The organism is Senegalimassilia faecalis, assembly GCF_004135645.1.
Taxonomy (GTDB): Bacteria; Actinomycetota; Coriobacteriia; order Coriobacteriales; family Eggerthellaceae; genus Senegalimassilia; species Senegalimassilia faecalis.
In genome coordinates, this window is the sequence record NZ_SDPW01000001.1 from 2,682,408 (window position 1) to 2,699,931 (window position 17,524).

The 17,524-nt window shown below is 60.5% G+C and carries 20 protein-coding genes and 2 pseudogenes; 9 read left to right on the forward strand and 13 right to left on the reverse strand.

What is annotated here, in order from left to right; translation table 11 throughout:
* Positions 1-63: 63 nt before the first annotated feature.
* Complete coding sequence (locus ET524_RS11175; protein ID WP_129425904.1) at positions 64-1,149, forward strand: hypothetical protein; 1,086 nt, start codon at positions 64-66, stop codon at positions 1,147-1,149.
* 16 nt (positions 1,150-1,165) lie between these two features.
* Here ET524_RS11175 and ET524_RS11180 read toward each other — a convergent pair whose 3' ends face one another.
* The gene (locus ET524_RS11180) at positions 1,166-1,738 is read right to left on the reverse strand and encodes a hypothetical protein (protein WP_129425906.1); all 573 of its coding nucleotides are present in this window, start codon (positions 1,736-1,738) and stop codon (positions 1,166-1,168) included.
* Between the two features lie 778 nt (positions 1,739-2,516).
* Between ET524_RS11180 and ET524_RS11630 the strand changes: the two genes are divergently transcribed.
* Both ET524_RS11630 and ET524_RS12085 read left to right on the forward strand, forming a co-directional pair.
* A complete protein-coding gene (locus ET524_RS11630) occupies positions 2,517-2,717 on the forward strand; it encodes a hypothetical protein (protein ID WP_236648314.1) in 201 nt (66 codons plus the stop codon).
* Positions 2,718-2,977: 260 nt separating this feature from the next.
* Positions 2,978-3,133: pseudogene (locus tag ET524_RS12085) on the forward strand (sugar transferase); the annotation flags it as partial.
* Between the two features lie 18 nt (positions 3,134-3,151).
* On the opposite strand, the gene ET524_RS11195 reads toward ET524_RS12085, so the two are convergent.
* A complete protein-coding gene (locus ET524_RS11195) occupies positions 3,152-3,508 on the reverse strand; it encodes an IS110 family transposase (RefSeq protein WP_129425910.1) in 357 nt (118 codons plus the stop codon).
* Positions 3,509-4,617: 1,109 nt separating this feature from the next.
* Here ET524_RS11195 and ET524_RS11200 point away from each other — a divergent pair.
* Both ET524_RS11200 and ET524_RS11205 read left to right on the forward strand, forming a co-directional pair.
* Complete coding sequence (locus tag ET524_RS11200; protein ID WP_227156057.1) at positions 4,618-4,968, forward strand: HNH endonuclease; 351 nt, start codon at positions 4,618-4,620, stop codon at positions 4,966-4,968.
* Between the two features lie 87 nt (positions 4,969-5,055).
* Positions 5,056-5,844: a hypothetical protein gene (locus ET524_RS11205; RefSeq protein ID WP_129425912.1), complete on the forward strand. Its 789-nt coding sequence runs from the start codon at positions 5,056-5,058 to the stop codon at positions 5,842-5,844.
* A 117-nt stretch (positions 5,845-5,961) separates the two neighbouring features.
* Here ET524_RS11205 and ET524_RS11210 read toward each other — a convergent pair whose 3' ends face one another.
* From ET524_RS11210 to ET524_RS11225, 4 genes are all read right to left on the reverse strand, one after another.
* Positions 5,962-6,957, reverse strand: coding sequence for a nucleotidyl transferase AbiEii/AbiGii toxin family protein (locus ET524_RS11210; protein ID WP_201738797.1), 996 nt, complete (start codon positions 6,955-6,957; stop codon positions 5,962-5,964).
* The gene (gene abiEi, locus ET524_RS11215) at positions 6,938-7,477 is read right to left on the reverse strand and encodes a type IV toxin-antitoxin system AbiEi family antitoxin (RefSeq protein WP_114554762.1); all 540 of its coding nucleotides are present in this window, start codon (positions 7,475-7,477) and stop codon (positions 6,938-6,940) included. Before abiEi ends, ET524_RS11210 begins: the two co-directional genes overlap by 20 nt.
* Positions 7,478-7,674: 197 nt before the next feature.
* Entirely contained in the window at positions 7,675-8,394 is a 720-nt protein-coding gene (locus tag ET524_RS11220; RefSeq protein ID WP_129425914.1) for a hypothetical protein, read from the reverse strand.
* 10 nt (positions 8,395-8,404) lie between these two features.
* Positions 8,405-9,730, reverse strand: a complete 1,326-nt coding sequence (locus ET524_RS11225; protein ID WP_129425916.1) for a hypothetical protein — start codon at positions 9,728-9,730, stop codon at positions 8,405-8,407.
* Positions 9,731-9,880: 150 nt separating this feature from the next.
* On the opposite strand from ET524_RS11225, the gene ET524_RS11845 reads away from it, so the two are divergent.
* The 4 genes and pseudogenes from ET524_RS11845 (at position 9,881) to ET524_RS12090 (ending at position 10,586) form a co-directional block, all read left to right on the forward strand.
* Positions 9,881-10,156: a hypothetical protein gene (locus ET524_RS11845; RefSeq protein ID WP_201738798.1), complete on the forward strand. Its 276-nt coding sequence runs from the start codon at positions 9,881-9,883 to the stop codon at positions 10,154-10,156.
* Complete coding sequence (locus ET524_RS11850) at positions 10,156-10,332, forward strand: hypothetical protein (RefSeq protein WP_201738799.1); 177 nt, start codon at positions 10,156-10,158, stop codon at positions 10,330-10,332. The genes ET524_RS11845 and ET524_RS11850 overlap by 1 nt, the downstream gene beginning before the upstream one ends.
* Positions 10,320-10,454: pseudogene (locus ET524_RS12210) on the forward strand (sugar transferase); the annotation flags it as partial. The gene ET524_RS11850 and the pseudogene ET524_RS12210, both read left to right, overlap by 13 nt.
* A 3-nt stretch (positions 10,455-10,457) precedes the next feature.
* Complete coding sequence (locus ET524_RS12090; protein WP_269089560.1) at positions 10,458-10,586, forward strand: hypothetical protein; 129 nt, start codon at positions 10,458-10,460, stop codon at positions 10,584-10,586.
* Positions 10,587-10,764: 178 nt separating this feature from the next.
* On the opposite strand, the gene ET524_RS11240 is transcribed toward ET524_RS12090, so the two are convergent.
* The 7 genes from ET524_RS11240 to ET524_RS11265 form a co-directional block, all read right to left on the reverse strand.
* Positions 10,765-11,964, reverse strand: a complete 1,200-nt coding sequence (locus ET524_RS11240; protein ID WP_129425920.1) for an IS110 family RNA-guided transposase — start codon at positions 11,962-11,964, stop codon at positions 10,765-10,767.
* A 573-nt stretch (positions 11,965-12,537) separates the two neighbouring features.
* Positions 12,538-13,143 carry a hypothetical protein gene (locus tag ET524_RS11245; RefSeq protein WP_201738800.1) on the reverse strand — a complete coding sequence of 202 codons (606 nt, stop codon included), beginning with the start codon at positions 13,141-13,143 and terminating at the stop codon, positions 12,538-12,540.
* A 118-nt stretch (positions 13,144-13,261) separates the two neighbouring features.
* Positions 13,262-14,050 carry an IS21-like element helper ATPase IstB gene (istB, locus tag ET524_RS11250; RefSeq protein ID WP_129423107.1) on the reverse strand — a complete coding sequence of 263 codons (789 nt, stop codon included), beginning with the start codon at positions 14,048-14,050 and terminating at the stop codon, positions 13,262-13,264.
* Positions 14,047-15,285 (reverse strand): IS21 family transposase, encoded by a 1,239-nt coding sequence (gene istA / locus ET524_RS11255; RefSeq protein WP_118449093.1) that lies wholly within the window; start codon positions 15,283-15,285, stop codon positions 14,047-14,049. Before istA ends, istB begins: the two co-directional genes overlap by 4 nt.
* A gap of 144 nt (positions 15,286-15,429) precedes the next feature.
* Positions 15,430-15,582 carry a hypothetical protein gene (locus ET524_RS11855; RefSeq protein WP_201738716.1) on the reverse strand — a complete coding sequence of 51 codons (153 nt, stop codon included), beginning with the start codon at positions 15,580-15,582 and terminating at the stop codon, positions 15,430-15,432.
* Positions 15,566-16,555 carry a hypothetical protein gene (locus ET524_RS11260; RefSeq protein ID WP_129424563.1) on the reverse strand — a complete coding sequence of 330 codons (990 nt, stop codon included), beginning with the start codon at positions 16,553-16,555 and terminating at the stop codon, positions 15,566-15,568. The genes ET524_RS11855 and ET524_RS11260 overlap by 17 nt, the downstream gene beginning before the upstream one ends.
* 262 nt (positions 16,556-16,817) lie before the next feature.
* A complete protein-coding gene (locus ET524_RS11265; RefSeq protein ID WP_161566628.1) occupies positions 16,818-17,417 on the reverse strand; it encodes an ATP-binding protein in 600 nt (199 codons plus the stop codon).
* Between the last annotated feature and the right edge of the window lie 107 nt (positions 17,418-17,524).

Here is a 17,524-nt window from a genome sequence, read left to right on the forward strand (position 1 = left end):
ATCTTGTACCAAGGTTAAGCTAGGGCTTCTGTCCGATTGGAAAGAGGGTATCTGAGGTGCAAGATGGAGAGCTCAAATAACAACGGGGCGGGTCTTCTGTCGCTCTTTTTGTACACAATGCAGGAATACGATGGTATTGTATCGAGTGTGCCTTTGCGCACACGTGACGATTTGTGTTCGGACGTGGTTCATTGCACTTCGCGCGACTACGGTTTTGAATATGAAGAAGTAAGCTGGGCGGCAGTAAGCATTCGCATGATGCTTCAGCGAAAGTACTACTCCAACGGAGAAAGCGTGCAACTGAAGAGGCTGCTTGCCATTGCGGAGCGCGATCAAAGGTTTGATGGTGTCAAAGTAGCCGAGATTCGACGAAGGTTAAAGTCGCTTAAACACAGGGAAGTGGAGCTGTCGCTCCCAAACGGTAAGGTTGTATCGGGTCATTTTAAAAATATCGAGGATGTTGTATACGGTGGCCTTCTGCACGCAGATTACGATAAAGCGTTACGCCTGCGTTCCTTTCCGAAGGATGTGAGGTTCTATGCTCTTGCGCCATTTGTCATAGAGCGTGAGCGGCTTATTGTTGATTTTAAGGAGCTGTGCCTTTCTTCAGGGGTGTGCGAAATTGGAACGATTGAAGGTGACAGAGCCCCTATTGCTGGCCTTGATGTTTTACGAGGCGAAGATAGGTTAATTGCGAAATCGCCATATTGGGCGAACGTGGCGGGCCATGATGCAATGGATGAGGAGATCGAAAAGACCGTAGATGCTCTATCGGAAGACGATAAGAACGCCCTATTAGTAGCGATGGACTTTGTGGAAATGCTAAAAAGTGAGCCACTTGATTTAAAAGCGTTAAGAAGTGTTGTGTTGCGTGACTATTGGGCTGATTGGGACGATTTCGGGCAGGCATCGGAGATGATTAAATCGATTCCAGCCCCAGGTGCTTCAACGCATGTGATGCATGAAGGAGGCGCCGAATACGCCCAAGTGAAAATATTACCGAAAGTTTCCCATGCCTGGGTGACGAATACGCCTCAAGTGCTCACGGGTATGTATTTGGTGCTCCTCACAAAACGTTTTGGAATGTGGAAGGTTAACGGGATTATGAATTCTTGTGTCGAGAATGGCGAGGTGGAACGGCGGTCATGATGTTATATATTGGGAACTAGCGGCTCATGAGGCCCACGGAGCGTATGAGGTGCGCCTTTGGAAAGCAAGGGTTGTATTGGGAAAGGCGGATAATCTCGTCCCATGCATTGATGCACTGATCTATCATGCATGTGAAGAAGCCGTCGGAGTCGTCATTTTCGATGTCCGTTAGCTGCAGCAGGAAAGCATAAGAGACCTCGAAGGTTTCCATAAGCGTTTGTGGCCGGAAGAGCGGACTCATGACATTCCGGAAGGCCTCGTTCAAGTCCTGCTCGAACTTGAACGCATCGTGATAGCCAATGTCGCCGTTGCGCTTGTGCCGGTACCAGATGGCGTCGATTTCGGCATTCAGGGCGACTCGTGCGCGGCTGGCGTCGGGCGTGCCGAATCGGCTGGTTATGCGGTGGCGCACGCGTTCGTCCTCATCGATTAGGGCCAGAAGGAACTCGCGTATCTCGCGCTTGGTGAGGTTGCAGATGAACTGTTTGGCCTTGGCTCCTTCGGAGGTTCGGCCGTACCTGCCTGCTTCCGTGCTGGCCTGACGCGCGGGGAAGGGCTCGTGGCGCGAACTCCGTCGTGCCGCAGCCATAGCAGAACGCGTTGGCGAGCAGCAGCCTGCGGATATGCTCGGGGATCTTCTTCCACTCCCGCAACGCCTCGATCTCCGTAACGCCCTTGCCGCGGCGGAATTCGTCTTCCTCCATCTCCTCGTATTTTGACTCCATGAATTGCCCTCGTTTCTCGCGTGGCTGCCGGTTGGGGCGTCCGGCTTGCAGTTAGCTACGGCCAGTTTGAGGTCACCTGAATTACTTGGTGGCGAGCACGGACTCGCCATGCAGGTAGGCCCCGCCGCCCACGAGCGCCACGGCCTCGGCGTAGGCGTCGTAGGGCGTGGGCACCCAGCGCGCGAGCTTGTGCACGCCGCGCCGGCTTCTCGAGCCTGCGCGGCGGTGATTATTCCGTACCCGTCGGCTGCGATGTCGTATATGTCGTCGAAATGTGCCATGTCAAAACCTTGACGCATTCGTAAAGCTTTTGACAGCGTTCGTGGCATTGTCGGGATAGGGGCTTGGCTGCGCGTTGGCTCTCTTTTGCGTCGCTTCCTTTTCTGCTGAATATATGCCTGCTCCGTAGAAATGCGGACTAGCTATATATTTCTACGGAGCAGGCACGCGAGTGGCCATACGGGCTTCCAACGCCTCAAAGGGTCGGTCAGGGGCGTTCCAAACAGCGATGAGCAGACGGTTGCCGAGAAGATGCGGTCTCTGCTGCGCTTCGGCGCCGGATCGATGCGGCATAGGGACGTATTCGACGTCTATTACCACCTTCGAATCAAAGGAATCGACGTCGGGGTTCTGGGTTCCTGCATGGCCAAGGACATCTTCGGAGACGAGTCGATGCGTGAAGAGGGTTGGGCTGATGTGTTCGCTCGTCTTGAAAAGGGCTTCTCGGACAGGCGTTGCGTCCGCCAGCTTTCCAGGGCGAAGGACAATTGGCTGGAGTTTCCCGTTGGAAAGGTGACGGCCGGTATCCTTTCCGAGGCGAAGAAATTTATGACGAAGCGCTAGGGCCCCCTGGTTGAGCGGCGCCATTTGGCTTGATCTGGTTAGGGTTTGTGTAGCTGCAAGCTGTTCGCAAAGAATCGTCCCATTGGGAAAATGCCCCAATGGGACGATTTGCTATCCGATTTAGAGGCAGCTTTTCGGAGCCGGTTCATTGCCAATGAAGGTGGGCATGAGCTGTAAAAGTCTTGAGGCCCAAACTCCAGAAGACAAATAGTTCAACTACCTAGCCGGAGCATTTCTGCAGGTAGGCATGTTTTTTCGTCTTGACAAAAGGGATGAGCGTCGTGGGCCCGCGACCCGCGCTGCCGAACGAGGTGGCAACCTACAACGATTACCAGCGTCAAAGGCTGCTGGTGAAGCCCGGCATGACCTGCTACTGGCAAACCCGTCGCAACCGCGACTCGATTACCTTCGACGAGTGGGTTGACCTTGGCAATTTAGGGCATTTTGGCGAGAACCTGCCGCGCCGCCACCTCGGCGTCGGCCGAATCGCTCTTCGGACGGCCCGGCTTGCGCCTCGCCCTTCCCGGCACCATCACCTCGTACACGCAGTACCCAAGCTCAAGGAGCCTTCGCGTCAAGCCGGCGCCGTACGAGCCGGTCCCCTCGACGCCGACGCCGACGCACGTTGCCGGGCCTCCTATCTTGCCTGCGAGGGCGTCGTAGCCTTTCGCGTCCGCGGCGAACCTGAACGTCCCGATCGCCCTCCCCATGTGGTCGAGGAGGCAGAGGGTGTGGGTGTCTTTGTGGGTGTCGACGCCGGCAAAGACGAGGTCTTTCTCCAACTCGCTCATACGCAGCCCTTCAGATCAACGCTTGCGATACGGTCCGAACCGAAGGCTGGCTAGACAGAACACTGATGGGGGCTGTACCATGCGGGTTGCTAGGTCCACGCGCTCGAGCCCATGCTCCTATTAGGTCATTGGCCGGCCTTGGTCGGGGCCGACGCGAGGCTCTTCGAGTTGAGGCCAGTCGCTGGAATCGACGGCAGTTCTTTAATGGGCCATCGCGTCGGCTCATGCGCATTTTCGCCGATAACCCTCGTCGATAGCGCGATTCCCATTATCAGTGTCCTACCGCACAGATACCCTGGCGATTTCCGACGCGCCCCTCGATATCCGAAAGGCGTGGCCCCTTTACGCCGACCTAGTCGACATCGAAAGACCGTCGACGCGGCCTGTCATCGATCATCGCCTGAAAGGCGAGGGGAACGGGTTCATCAGGTTTCTCACCTTGCTCGAGACGAAACAGCCCGACGGTACCGACCGCAAAGGCCGCCCGGAAGAGGACAGATGGTGCTATCTGGTCGTAAGTTCAGATATCGGCGTCAAGCCCGTGAAAGATCAGATGCGGATAGCGAACCGACTGCTACAGGCATTTGACGGAAGGCTCTTTCGCCCGCGCGTCGCATATTCCGGTGTGAAGATGGCCGAGATCGCGCCCGAGCAAAAGCCTAGAAACATAATGGATGCCATGTGGTTACTTGCCAGAGACCATCCCGACCGCTACCTCCTGACTTGCAGGAGATGTATGCGGACCGTGCTCTCGGGAACCCAGGGCGGCGAGCGTTCATTTTGCAGCAACTCATGCCGTGCGACCTGGAGCAAGGAGCACTCGGCTAAAAAGCGATAGCGGCAGTATCGCAGCTCCGCCGGAAATCGGCGGGGCTCACAACCAAATCGACCCTAGAAAGGCACCCGGACACCGGGTGCCTTTCTAGGGTCGATAAACCTCCAGCTCAACGATTAAATCTTCTCCCCTCCGGGTACAAGATGGGCAATTGTGCACCTGATGGATAGGGGAGGAAATCTATCGTTTCCTCCGCGACCGACAGCCACAGCGCCCGGACACCGGGCGCAACCCGCACGAATAACCGCCACGAAAAGAGAAAGAGGCATCGCAAATGGATGCAATGGTAGAGGCCATGAAGCCGTACATCGGCATGATTTTCGCTATCTGGTTCATATCGGAGGTGATCACCGCCATGTTCCGCCTGCACCGCAAGAAGTCATACCAAGACCGCCGTATGGCCAACGACGCCGAGCATGCCAAGGTGACCCGCGCGATGCACTACGACGTTCTTCACCGCGACGGCTTCCACTGCGTCCGTTGCGGCCGAGGCCGCGAGGATGGCGTGAAGCTCCACGTCGACCATATCGTTCCCGTATCGCGCGGCGGCAAGTCGGTGATGGGCAACCTCCAGACCCTATGTGAGGTCTGCAACTGCGGCAAGGGAAACCGCTACCTGGAATAAACACGCGATAGAATGGCAGAAATACAAGAACTCTATCAATAACTCCATCAATAACTGGCAATTGACTCCCTAGGAAAAGGCAACTCAATGCAAACAGACAAATACGATCGAGAACTCATAGACGCGATTGACAAACGGGAACCCAAATTAGTTGAACAGGTAAAAACGATAGAAAATGAGTGCGGCTTTCCCACTGTAATATACCGTTCGCCAAGCAGGCTCATTAAAGAATGCGAAGATGCGTACGATTGCGGGTGTGTCATAGCTGCCCTTACCTTGGTTTTAACGATTCCGGATGTATGCTCGAGATTGGATGGCACTGATTATCGAACCTGGAGTGCAAGATATCTCCAGCTGAAAAGACCTAAAGGTTCCAAAGAGAAAGAGCGCGCACCGGAGAAAACGCAAAAAGAGGTTGCAGAAGATTTTAAATGCATCGAGAGTGAAGGCATATTCACGGCAGCAGATTTATATCAACTCAGATGCTCGATAGTCCATGCAGGTTCGTCGGTCATAGGCAAAGAAGAAACCAAAGATAAAGACAAAGATAAAGACAAAAAGAAAAAGAAAGATGGAGCCAAATTCAGCCCATACAGAACGATAGGGGTGGGCTTGACGGGAAACCCTGAAAACCTCCTTATCAGTTATGGGCATGATGGAGTAGGCATAGATGAGATGACAAACTGCTCCTATAGTTGCACAGTCAATCTTGAAGGCTTGATTCGTCGAATGGCAAAAGGTGTCGAGAAATTCATTTTGGAAGATCCGACAAGAGATGATGAATACTCATTTGAGAAAGCTGAAAGCATAGAAGATAAGGAAACGCCAGTAACCACCCGTAAAGGAATAGTCGACTATAGAACAATCAGCAATTAAATCGGAAAGTTCCCCGAAAACCGCCCGAACCCCGACGAAAGTAACCCGGCGGCAACCAGAACCGTCTTGGCTACTGGGTTGCACCCGACGAAGTGCGGAAAGCCTCCACCCATCTCTTTAGGAAAGCACAAGATTCCTTTTCGGCATGCCGGCGGCCGAAATCGATCCCGACGATATCTCGGTTGCGAGCCTGCGCCTTGCATGCTCGACCTGATCCGAGATGCCGAGTGAGGCGGCGACGCGGCCGTAGCACCTTTCGACGATAGCGTTGAGGGCATCGCAGTGGTTATCGAAATCGTGCGTACGGTCGAGAACGGCAGGGGATAGGAAACGCTGCATCTGCCCGGTGAATGACCCGTCGGCATAGCAGACGTGCGCTCGTTGCATGCCGATGGCGATCATTCTGGCAAGGGGCACGGGACAGCGGTAGTCATCGTGCTTTGCCGCGACGAGTGCGGCTACGGCAGAAAAGTCGATTTCCTGCGCACGGACGATCCAGGGAATGTCCCAGAGGTCGCGGTGCCTGATATGCGTATCGGTGGCGGAGAATGAGATCAGCTTATCGGCCAAGATTTCCTCGAGTGTCTGGCACCGGATTGTAAGGTCGTCATACATTCCGGCGAGCTCGGAATAATTGACCGCGACGCGGCGGACCGTGGATGTATGCGCCGGAACGGACGCGATCTCGAGCTTGATTCGCTGTTTTGGCAAATCGGGGCGTGCGATGTTGGTGTTTACCGAGACCGTCCATCTCCGCATCCCGACGCCATCGAGATCGTTGACGACCTTTGGTTCCCTGACGCTCACTTCGGTATCGTAGGATTTCAGCAGGTCGCAGCGCAAAGTCCTTGAGAAATCGTCCAAGGGAAGCGAATCGAACTTATCGCCGGCGACAAAATCGAGGTCTTCGCTATATCGTTGCGATCCGTAGCAGAGGCGCAGTGAAGTCCCTCCCTGAAAGGTGATGTCTTGAAGCAGACCGTTCCTCCCGAGGGACCGGATGATCTCGTAATGGACGATTTCTTTTTCGATGACGGGCGTGAGCCCGGCGCCATCGACCTTGCTGGCGATCTCCCCGGCAAGTTTTTCAAGGTCAATCAGCATCCACTTCATCCCAATCGATAAGCTCCAGGCTGCGCTTCCTCGAGACGAGGTCGTGCAGGCAGCGCTCCTCGGTCGCGATCGGCAGCCGATTCCTCGGCATACGGTCGAGTATTCCCCGTTTGACGTCGTTCAAACCATCGTTCGTGTGAACGAACTCGATGGCACCGAAGCGGGTATCGACGAGACCTTCCGCGCCCGTCGTCACGCATGAGATGCGTCCGAGCGGGATCTGCGAGATGAAGCCCCACTGCGATGCTGCGGACTCGAGGCTTTCATAGGTGACCTCGCCGGGGCGCAAGAACGCCGCGATATGGCCGAGCAGGTCGCAGCCGTTGGGGTGGAAAAGCAGGTAGAGGTACGCGTCATGGGCGATGCGCTCGAGGATGCCGTCCGCGGTGAGCCTCTTGATGGTCGAGCGGAGCGTATCGCCGGACTCACCGAAAAGGGCTCCCAGCTCGCGGCTGCGGAAAAGGATCCGGCCCTCCAGGTCGCACCCATGCAGAATCTTGATTGCCTCGACGCTTTTCACAGAAACCCTCCTGTCTCCCTACCGACAACTATACCAATGTGGTCTAAATATAAACCACTCACCCCGAAAATACCATTCCATAAAACCCAACACGATAGCGCCCGCCGGAAACCGGCGGGCGCTGCGCATCACATCGCCACGACCCCGAAAGCGAAAGAAGGCGCCCTCGGAAACCGAGGGCGCCTTACCGACCGCACCTATTGTACCGCACGCCGATTACGCTGAATACCGAGCTCGCGGTAATCGGTACCCGGAGCGCTATTCCCCGCGGCGACCTTTGCTGCGGCAGCTATCGCCGCAGGGCTCTTGCCGCCTTTGACCTTCGCCGGCTTGAAGAACTCCGGCGCAGGTTTCGGCTCGTCGCCATGGTAGAAATGGAGCCCGTTTACGGGCGATCCGTAGCGGACGGCCTGGCTGATCGCGGCGGGCGATACATGCAGAGGGCGGGCCGCGGCCGAGTTGCCCATGAAGGTCTCGCCGGTTTCCAGGCAGACGATGGGGCGGGTCTTCGAATGACGCTCCCTGAAGAACTCGGGCGCGGGTTTCGGCTCGTCGCCGTAATAGAAGTGCAGCCCGCCGCGCTCGACGCCCGTGCTGGCCGATGTGCGCACGCCTCCGGGCGTGATGCCGAACGCGCGGCCCGCCTGGAATGCCGATTCGAACGTCTCCCCGGTATCGAGGCACACCACGGGGCGCGGCGCCCTGTTGGGCGGGATGAAGAACTCCGGTGCCGGCTTGGGCTCGTCGGCATAGTAGAAGTGCAGCCCTTGGGTGCAGGTGCCGCGCTGGATGGAGCGGAAGATGTTGCGCGAGTCGGCGAAGCCGAGCTCCTTGGCCGCCCGGTAGGCGGAGTCGTAGGTCACCCCGGACTCCAGGCACGTGATGGGCCTCTTGCGTTTGGCGTCCCGATTGTCCACGGCGGCACCCCTACTGCTTGATCCCGGCGCCGCGCGCACGGCCGCCGGCGGTCGAGCTGGCCGCGACTGAGGCGCGGTGACCCAGTTCGACGGGATCGGGCTTCACCGCGACGACGGCCTTGGGTTTCTTCTCGGAATGCCCGATGCGCCCTCCGAAGGGATCGGAGAATCCGAAGCAGTCCTGGGGGGTGTACAGGTCGATGCGGTCGGACTTCCACTCGCCGCGCGCGGGTTCCATCATCGTGTACGAGATGTCGTGCGGGTCGATCTCGAAATCCCTGTCGAGCACGGTGCCCATGGTGCCGCCGCACCCGCCGACGGGGTCGTAGATACCGAAGATGGGTTCATGCGTTCCGGGCTTGACCGTGAACGTGCCGGCGCTTTCGCCCTCGCCGCGGCAGATCATCGACAGGCTGGCATCCAGGAACGCGTCGAGCGGCAGCGTCGCGAGGACCGCGAGCCCGACAGGGCGATTCTGCGGCATATTGAAGATATCCTCGCGGAAGCTGCGCTCGAAAGGCGTAACGGGGTCGTTGACGACCTTCTCGATGGTCGTGCCCTGCGAGGCGCACAGCTTATCGAAGATGCTCTCGGGGATGTCAGCGGGACGCGTGAAGGGCCTGTAGTCCTCGGCGGGCTCGTACTCCCACCTGTCGTCCTCGCCCTGGCCGCCCCTATGGCAGACGCATGGGAGGTAATCTTCCTGCCAGTCGCTCGCCGTGTCGATGACGTCGCCCTCGGAATACAGGCCGTTGACGGACAGTATGAGCGAGGTCTTGAAGGAGAGCCCGCTGAAATCGATGTCGTAGGAGAACCCGAACTTATCGGCCAGGTCGTCGCGGAGGCAATCGCCGTCGACGTAGAGTTCGCGCCCGAGGCGCCCCGAGCCGAGCCGCGATTCGATTGCCTGGGCGAACTCATCGGCGATATTCTTGCAATCCGCAAGTCTCGCCTCATCGAGCCCGTCGTTGAACCTGTCCGTGAGCACGCAGGTGACGGCATGCGACAGGTCGCCGGCGGTCAGACCCTTGTGCGTCTTGATCTTATCCGGGTCGATGAGGCCATCGGCCCATGCAAGCGAGGTGTCCGCGAGCAGTTCGCCGCAGATGCGCGCGGCATAGCCGTACTCCCCGTATTCGGGCCAGTAGTCGAGGTGGATATCCCCTCCGTTCCGGATGGCCTTCAAGATTTCCTGCCGGTTGAAACGGTTGCCGACGACATCCGCGAGCATCGCGGCGGCCTCGTCGGCGCCGAACAGGTTCACGACGTCATCGTAGCTGTCGATCTCGAGGTCATCGGTAAGGGTCGCGCTGTCATTAGGGTTGATATCGGCCATGTCGGCACCTCCAGTGAAACGGTTGTCCCCATCGATGCTACCCGCCGAAAACCCGCACGGAAACGCCCCTTCCCGAACGGGAAGGGGCGCCCCTCCATCACCGCACCGAGGGTATCCTTTTGCAAAAAGAGCCGTCAGTTCGGAGCGGACATGACCGTAGAGCGAAAGTTCGATGCGAAGTCGATGCTGGGGATGCTGAGGAGATACGAGGCCACGGTCGGCGACCTTTTCGTCGTCGCGCCTCCCCTGATGTCCCGGGACAGCGTGAAGACCGCCGACATCGACGGGGTGACCCTTAGGCGCATCTCGGTGAAAGACCTGATGGAAGGCATCCTGATGCCGGAGGACAAGGTGGAGGGGGTCGAGCTCATCCGGGTCGATGCGGCCGAGCTGACCGTTACCGCCTGCGTGCGGGCGATATCCTGATGCCGAGGATGCTGCCCAGGCACAAGTACGCGGACTACATGGTGGTGAACGCGGAGCATGCGGAGCAGGACCTTGCCTCGTTCCACAACATGATAACCATACGCCCGCGGGCCGTGGATATGGCCGAAGGGGAGCGCATAGCGTATTCCGAGATGATGGCGACATGGCGCTTATAGGCCCAAGGCCTGAACGCCCGGCTTTTTGCGCCGAGTTCGAGAAGCGCATTCACGGCTGGAACTATCGCGCTCTAGTGAAGCCAGGGCTCAGCGGCCTCGCGCAGGTGAGGGGCGGCTATGGCCTTTTGCCGAAGGAGAAAGTTGCACTCGACTTGTGGCGCGTGGGGCATCCCAGCCTGCGCATCGCGCGCGTCACCGATCCGCCGCACTCCTCGATCATATCGACGGCCCTGCGCTTCTGCTCGTCCGTGTAGCTCGGCATTCGCGAACTCCTAACCGGACCGATTCGGTCCAACTATTTGTCAACCTACCCGTATTTTTTCTCTGAGGAAACAGGGTCCGCTCTGTCACGGGGCGGAATTTGGGCACGCTTACTCCGGCCCCTTGCTACAATGGGGTCGCATCTAACGGCTGGCAGCGGGTGGAATCGGGCTAGCCGTTTTGCTTTTCGTATGCCGTGCCGTCGCGCAGCATCGCGTACATGACATTCAGCCTTCTTCTCGCCAAGGCCATCATGCAGGAACCGTAACTATGCCCCTCGGATCTCTTCCTCTCGTAATAGGCTCTGGACTCCTCGCAGAATTGGACGGATTTGCCCGCCGACAGGACCAGGACCCTCTTGAGGCGTCGGTTCCCCCCGCGCGGCTTGGTCACCGAATGGATGGTCTTGCCCGATTGCCTGACCTTCGGGGCAAGCCCCGCATACGATGCGAGCTTCGACGCGTTGGGGAACCTGGAGATATCCCCGACCTCCGCCAGAAACGTTGCGCAAGTGACCGCCCCGAGCCCAGGGAGGGACATGAGCAGCCTAGCCTCGGGCATCTGGGAGAGCAGCTCGTCCCTGCTCTCCGCGACTTTCTTCCGGGATGCCAGAACGGTCAGCAGGAATGACGCCTCCTGTTTGATGAGTTCCTCGACGTACTCGGATCCCGCGATCGTCACGCTCTGACGCCCGATGGCCTCGAACAGGTCGTCGAGCCTTCTCAGCGCGGCTTCGCCCATGCCCTTCCTGGATCTGAGCCATCGCCTGACGTTTCCCCTTCCTGCCTTCTTGAGCCCCGCCGGCCCGCCGTACCTCGAGAGTACCATCAGGCTGAAATTGCTCTGGACCCTCTTTCCCTCGAGGTGCGTCTCCAGGGCCGGACTGACGGAAAGCAGCAGGTCATGCAGCCTGTTTGTTGCCCGCGTCGACTCCAGGGTGAGCTCCCTGTCGTATGACATGAGCGCTGAGAGCCGCAAGTACAGCGCGCTCTTCTCGCTGACTGGCTTCACGAGTTTCGGAAGGCTCGACGACACCTCCGCTATGACGAGGGCGTTATGGGCGTCCGTCTTGATGTCGCCGCCGTACATCTCAATCGCCTTGGACATGGCCCTCGGGGTGATGAACCCCTTAGCGATGCCCATGTCGTCGCATACGGCGAACAGCAGGGCGGCCATGTTTCCCGGCTGGTCGACGACGACAACCGGGCTCCCGAAGAGGGAGACGCTCAAGAGGGCGTCCCTGATCCCGCTCTCCGACTGCTCGACCTTTCCGTCGAAAACAAGCTCTCCTGTTGCCGGGATGATCGCGGCAAAGTGATGGGACGACTTCCCCACATCGACGCCGCAGCACACGGAATAGGTTCTCTCCATGCTTCGCCTTTCTCTGTTGAGGAGCTGGCATGAGCCGCGGCGCTGACGTTGGCATTACTTTGAGGGAGAGGGCACATCGGAACGCGCCTCGACATCAACCTATCGGCTATGATCGGCGCCTGCGAGCCCGGCGGCATGACATTTTGGATTATCGCAACATCCGCACCTGGCCATACCGGGCTCGTTGGCAACCAGCATCGGACGCATCCTCGGATCAGTTGCCCGATAACCCGATTGTAAGAGTCATCGGGCCGACACCTTGTAAGTAACCCTGTCCGGAGCCGCCGGCGCACAGCGCTGGAGCGTTCCTCGCGATTGGAGCTCCAGCATCACTGATATTAGGATGAAAAGCAATCAAAGTCCGCATCCCCATTTGTCTCGAATGCAACGACGCGATGTCCAGCTATGGCTCAGCCTTCGCAACCTGCCGGACTGCTCAGTAGTGCGCAGTAACTACTTGGTAGATACCCAGTAGCTCCGGTGTGGCGCAGGTAGTCGGCGATGAAAGGCGCGGGGCGCGCCTTGCCGCCCGTCCTAGATGACGCCGCACGGTAGCGCTATCGGGCAGCTGCGCTACCGCAGGTAGACGCTCTTGAGCACCTCGACGACCTGCTGCGCCCCGACGCCCTTGATCTTGAGCGCCTTGGGGTCGACGGGGTCCGACTCGTAGGCCTCCAGGAAGCGTCGCATGTCGGCGCGGACCCCCTCGCTCATGGCGGGGCGCTCGCCGCCCGCGAGCAGCGTGGCGAGGCGGCAAACGTCGTTTCGGTGCTTCTTCACGCTCTTCTCGTCGACGCCCTGGCCGCCCGCCCGCCTGGCGGAAAGGTCGAGCCACGCCTTGGCCTTGAAGGGGATCAGCCCCTCGACCGACAGGACGGCGACGCCGCCGGCCGACGCTCTGTTCTCGACGAGCAGCCGGTAGTACTCTTCGTCAAGCAGAATCGCCGAAAGGCTCGAGACCTCGTCGTCGATGTGGATCGGCATGAGGCCGGACTCCGCGTCGCGCAGGTCGACGTCGGTGCGCGCGAACAGCTCCAGCATGGCGGGGAAGGCCGGGTCCTCCGGCCTGGAGAACCGGTAGAACTGAGGCTTTCCGCCGCTCTTCTGCCGGTTCTCGTACCCGCCTTCCCGGACGAAGTCCCAGAAGACCTGGCCGAACTCGGGCGTCAGCGCCTCCACCAGAAGGACCAGGTGTTAGCGTCAATATATTTTTCACCATTTTCACCAACGTATTTTCGCCAATCGCGCCAACGCGGATGCGCCGGATTCGCCAACGCTGATGCGCCGCTTCCGGCGTCTAGGCGCCCTCCTCCTTCCCGTCCTCACCGCCGATGGATACGTCCTTCAGGCGATATGACCGTCCCGTTATCTTGATCATCGCGCAATGGTGGCAAAGCCTGTCGGCCACCGCCGAGGCCGTGACGTTGCTGCCGAACACGTCGCCCCACCTGCCCACCGGCACGTTGGTCGTGACGATGGTCGACCGCTTGAGCGCGTAGCGCCTGTTGACCAGCTGGAACAGCAGGTCGGCGCCCTCCTTGCCGATGTCGAGGTAGCCGAGCTCGTCTATTATCAGCAGGCTGCAGTGCTCGTAGAACCGCATCCTGCGCGCCAGCGCCTCCTTCGCCGAGGCGTGCTTGAGGTCCTCGACCAGCCTCGAGCAGTCGGCGAAGTACACCTGCTTGCGGGCCATCACCGCCTCGTGGCCTATGGCTATCGACAGGTGGGTCTTGCCGACGCCCGGGCTGCCGACGAGCACGACGTTGTCGCCGCGGTCGATGAACTCGAGCGTGGCCAGCTGCTCGACCAGCCCGCGCGGCACGCTCGGCTGGAAGCCCCAGTCGAAGTCGGCCAGCGTCTTTATGTAGGGGAAGTTGGCCATCCTCGTGCGGCGCTCGTCGTCGGCGCGCCGCTTGAGGGCTATCTGGGCGTCGGTGAGCTCGAGCATGGCGTCGACCAGGCTCTTCCTCCCGTCGGCGACGAGCCTGACGTACTCGGGCACCGACGACGCCATGCCCTCGAGCCCCAGCTCCTCGAGGTTGGCCGCCAGGCGGTTGAGGGGGCTGGCCTGCACGGCGGCGCTCACAGCGAGCCCCCTATCGAGTCGAGCAGGCCGAGGTTGGCCGCGGCGGCCGCCTCGATGTCGCCGGCGGCGTCGCCGAACCACCGCTTGCCGGCCATGGCCTCGGCGTAGTGCGCCGGGTCGTAGGCCGGCCCGCCCGCCACGTGCGTCGCCACCAGCTCGCCGCCGACGTAGCAGTCCATCGCGCCGCCGGGCATGCAGACGATGCGGGCGGGCCTGCCGATGCAGCGCCTGGGCACCGACATGGGCTCGCCGTGCGCGCTCACCAGCATCGTGGCCGGCACCCTGGCCACGCGCACCACGTCGCCCATCGCCTCCTCGAGGGCGCGCAGGTTGCCGACGGGCAGCAGCGCGTCCTTCTCCTCCATGAACAGCGCGGAGGGCGGCAGCCCCGTGGTCTCGTTGGGCTCGGAGTTGCTGGCGTCCTCGATCCGCGCGACGATCTCGTCGATATCGTCCCAGCCGTCGAAGTCGCCCTGGTAGGCCATGAGCCGCGACAGGAAGCGGTTCGACGACTCGACCTTGCCCTTCGTCTGGGGGCTGCGCGGGCGGCACAGCTTCAGCTCGAAGCCGGCGGCCTTGGCGAACTCGTATGCGCGCTGGACCTTGAGGCGCCTGCCGCCCTTGATCGTCACCAGGGCGGACATGTTGTCCGTGACCCACTCGCGCGGCACGCCGCCGAGCCTCGCGATCGTGGCGTACATGCACCTGACCAGGTCGTCGGTCGTCCTGGTCCTCGACCGGATGAATATGTGCCTGCGGGAATGGCCCAGCGTCGCCGCGAACACGTTGAACTCGAACAGCTCGCCGTCGCGGTTTGCCATCTTGACGGACTCCTTCCAGTCGAACTGCAGCTGCAGTCCGGGCGGCGTCTCGAAGCGCGGGTGCGGCTCCGGGCCCCCGGAGGCCCCGACGGCGATGCCGTTCTTGCGCATGAACTGGGTGAAGGCGTTGTAGCCGGCCAGGTCCTCGCCGGGATACCTGTGCAGCAGCCACTCGTGGATGCCCTTCTTGGTGACTCCCGGCAGTTGCGCCTTGGCTGCCACCTCCTCGATGTGCGCGTCGAACGAGCCCGCCCTGTCGCCGCGCCCGTCGTGGGGCCGCCCGCCCTCGGCCCTCCAGTACGACGCCACGGTGTGCCTGTCCTTGCCGTAGCGCTTCGCTATGTCGCTGAAGTTGGGCTTTATGCCCGCTTCCCTGTACATGTCCAACTCTCCGATCAGGTTCTTCTCCGCCACGGCCCGCTCCTCCCGAAAGCATCGTTCGCTCGTCGATCGAAGCGTAAGTCCCGGCGTTGGTGGAAATGGTGAAAATGCGTTGGCGCAAATGGCGGGATTGCGTTGGCATGATTGGTTATTGAGCGTTGGTCAAAATGGTTGTTTTTACAGTAGCGCTAACACCAGGTCGAGGTCCTTGGTGGCCCTGAAGTCCTGCCCGGCCTCGCCGAACAGCAGGTCGCAGGCGCCGCCGCCGATCAGGACGTACTCGCCGTCGTGGCCCGCGAAGCGCTCCTTGAACTTATCGATTCCCCTCATGATCGCCTCCAAGCACCCGGGTCAAAACGTTCTCGATCTCGCCCGCGACGCGCGGGTCGTCCCTCTCGTCGGCGGGAAGGGACAGGATGGCCGAAAGCGGGTCGACCGCGCATCCCGGCGCCGGCACGGGCTCGTAGCGCAGCACCTGCACCACGCACGCGGGATTCTCTGGCTCGTCGAGGCCGGCGTCGCGCGCGCCGGCCGCCAGCCCCAGGGCGCGCTCCTGCGCTTTGGTCGCGGCGAAAGTCGGCCAGGGGTCGTCCTGCAGCATCGAGAGCCCGCACAGCGCCGAGATCCCTCCCAGCGGGAGATCCATGTCGGGCACGCGGCCCAGGCGGTGCTCCCTCGCGACCGGGCTCGACATGCGCGGCTCCAAGCGACGCCACATCGCCATCTTGTCCCTGCCGGGGCGCAGCACCCGCCGCCGACCCTCGGCGGCGACGATCGAGGGGTCGGCGGCCGCGAGCTCGTCGAATGCGCGAGAGGCGGTCATCTTCGCCGCGCCGAGGAGGCCTGCCGCCTGGGTGACGCTGGCGCCGTCGAGGTCGCCGTAGAGCGCCATGAGCGCGAGGCGCTGCGCCTGGGGCGAGAACGTGCCGACGTCTGTCTGCCGCCTGTCGCGCGCGTGGCTGCTTCCGCTGCTCAGCGCGATTCCCAGGAACGGCAGGTACACCTGCTTGTCCGGGGCGATGAAGGGCAGGCCCGCCTCGAGCATCCGCCCGACCCTGTAGCCCGTGGCGTCCTCGAGGGCGAAGGCCACGGGGGTCCCCAGGGCCGCCTCCAGGGCGTCGCGGTGCTTCGCCATGGTCTTCACCGTCGGGCTTTCAGCGGGGGAGGCCACGGCGAACGGCACGCCGAAGGCGGTCCACCGCTCCAGGGAGTACAGCCCCCTCAGGTAGAGGGGGAGCCCCGAGGCGTCGACGGGCTCGCAATCGACTCTCGTGTGCAGCGTCTTCTCAACGTGTTCCCTCATGCTCCGCCTCCTCATGTAACTAAACAATTATCAATGTACCATTATGAATGGTACATAGCAAATCAATTAGTTACATTTAATGACGCCTTGCGGGCCCTCGTGGTCTTTCGGAATCGCGATGCGTCTAGCAGGGCGCTCCGCTCGTTTTTCCCTGCGTTTTCGTCTCGACAAAAGAGATATCTGCTCATGCCCGCGGCATTCGGCAGGCTTGTCGAATGCCGCGGGCAGTAGCGGGCAGTAGCGGGCAGTAGCGGGCAGGCACTTACCTCCCGCTTGCTCGATAGTACCGCCTTGGGTCGTGCTGGTTTGATCCGACCCATTCGAGAAGTCCTTTTTCGGCAAGGCGCTTCAGGGTCTCCGTCGCCTTTACCCTCCCGACCCCCGTTTGCTCCATGAGCTCTTTTCTCGCCACGCAACCCGAGTCGTGCGCAATCTGCATGGCGACCTTCTCGGTTTCGCTGAGTTTTTCGAGGGAACCGGGGGAGGCGGCGTCTGTTGAACTGATGGCCGCGGCGTCACTCGTCTGTGCCCCGGGACGCTCGAAGCGTATTACGGTTGGGTTGACGTCCTGGCGGTAGCTGAATGCCACGCCAGCGGCGTCGCGCGCCCTCTTGATGCGCGGTATGCCGGTGCCGTACTGCTCGATCATGCCCGATCTGAAGAGCACCTGCGCGATGTTCGGGTTGCGCTGCTTGGAGTCGCCGCCCGATCCCTCGAGGTGCCTGTCGGGGGAGTCGCCCTCGGGGAACAGCCCGGGGCTCACTATCTCGATGAAGTCCATGTAGACGTTTACCTGAACGGACGTGCCGGTCGTGTAGTCGCGGTGGCAAAGCGCGTTTGCTTGCCCCTTCCACGTTTTCATGCGCCTTAATGCCCTTTGTGAAGAATCGTCCCATTGGGAAACGGGTCCCAATGGGACGATTTTGGCATCAGGCATAGGGGAAATCGGTGCGTGCCGTGCGTTTGAAG

What these genes read in the sequence shown, in the direction of transcription:
- ET524_RS11175 (WP_129425904.1), top strand. Translation starts at nt 64, where the DNA reads ATGGAGAGCTCAAATAACAACGGGGCGGGTCTTCTGTCGCTCTTTTTG.
- ET524_RS11845 (WP_201738798.1), top strand. Translation starts at nt 9,881, where the DNA reads ATGACCGTAGAGCGAAAGTTCGATGCGAAGTCGATGCTGGGGATGCTG.
- ET524_RS11200 (WP_227156057.1), top strand. Translation starts at nt 4,618, where the DNA reads ATGGATGCAATGGTAGAGGCCATGAAGCCGTACATCGGCATGATTTTC.
- ET524_RS11240 (WP_129425920.1), bottom strand. Translation starts at nt 11,964, where the DNA reads ATGGAGAGAACCTATTCCGTGTGCTGCGGCGTCGATGTGGGGAAGTCG.
- ET524_RS11210 (WP_201738797.1), bottom strand. Translation starts at nt 6,957, where the DNA reads ATGAAGTGGATGCTGATTGACCTTGAAAAACTTGCCGGGGAGATCGCC.
- ET524_RS11180 (WP_129425906.1), bottom strand. Translation starts at nt 1,738, where the DNA reads ATGGCTGCGGCACGACGGAGTTCGCGCCACGAGCCCTTCCCCGCGCGT.
- ET524_RS11225 (WP_129425916.1), bottom strand. Translation starts at nt 9,730, where the DNA reads ATGGCCGATATCAACCCTAATGACAGCGCGACCCTTACCGATGACCTC.
- ET524_RS11265 (WP_161566628.1), bottom strand. Translation starts at nt 17,417, where the DNA reads ATGAAAACGTGGAAGGGGCAAGCAAACGCGCTTTGCCACCGCGACTAC.
- ET524_RS11205 (WP_129425912.1), top strand. Translation starts at nt 5,056, where the DNA reads ATGCAAACAGACAAATACGATCGAGAACTCATAGACGCGATTGACAAA.
- ET524_RS11630 (WP_236648314.1), top strand. Translation starts at nt 2,517, where the DNA reads ATGGCCAAGGACATCTTCGGAGACGAGTCGATGCGTGAAGAGGGTTGG.
- ET524_RS11855 (WP_201738716.1), bottom strand. Translation starts at nt 15,582, where the DNA reads ATGAGGGGAATCGATAAGTTCAAGGAGCGCTTCGCGGGCCACGACGGC.
- ET524_RS11195 (WP_129425910.1), bottom strand. Translation starts at nt 3,508, where the DNA reads ATGAGCGAGTTGGAGAAAGACCTCGTCTTTGCCGGCGTCGACACCCAC.
- ET524_RS11850 (WP_201738799.1), top strand. Translation starts at nt 10,156, where the DNA reads ATGCCGAGGATGCTGCCCAGGCACAAGTACGCGGACTACATGGTGGTG.
- ET524_RS11260 (WP_129424563.1), bottom strand. Translation starts at nt 16,555, where the DNA reads ATGAGGGAACACGTTGAGAAGACGCTGCACACGAGAGTCGATTGCGAG.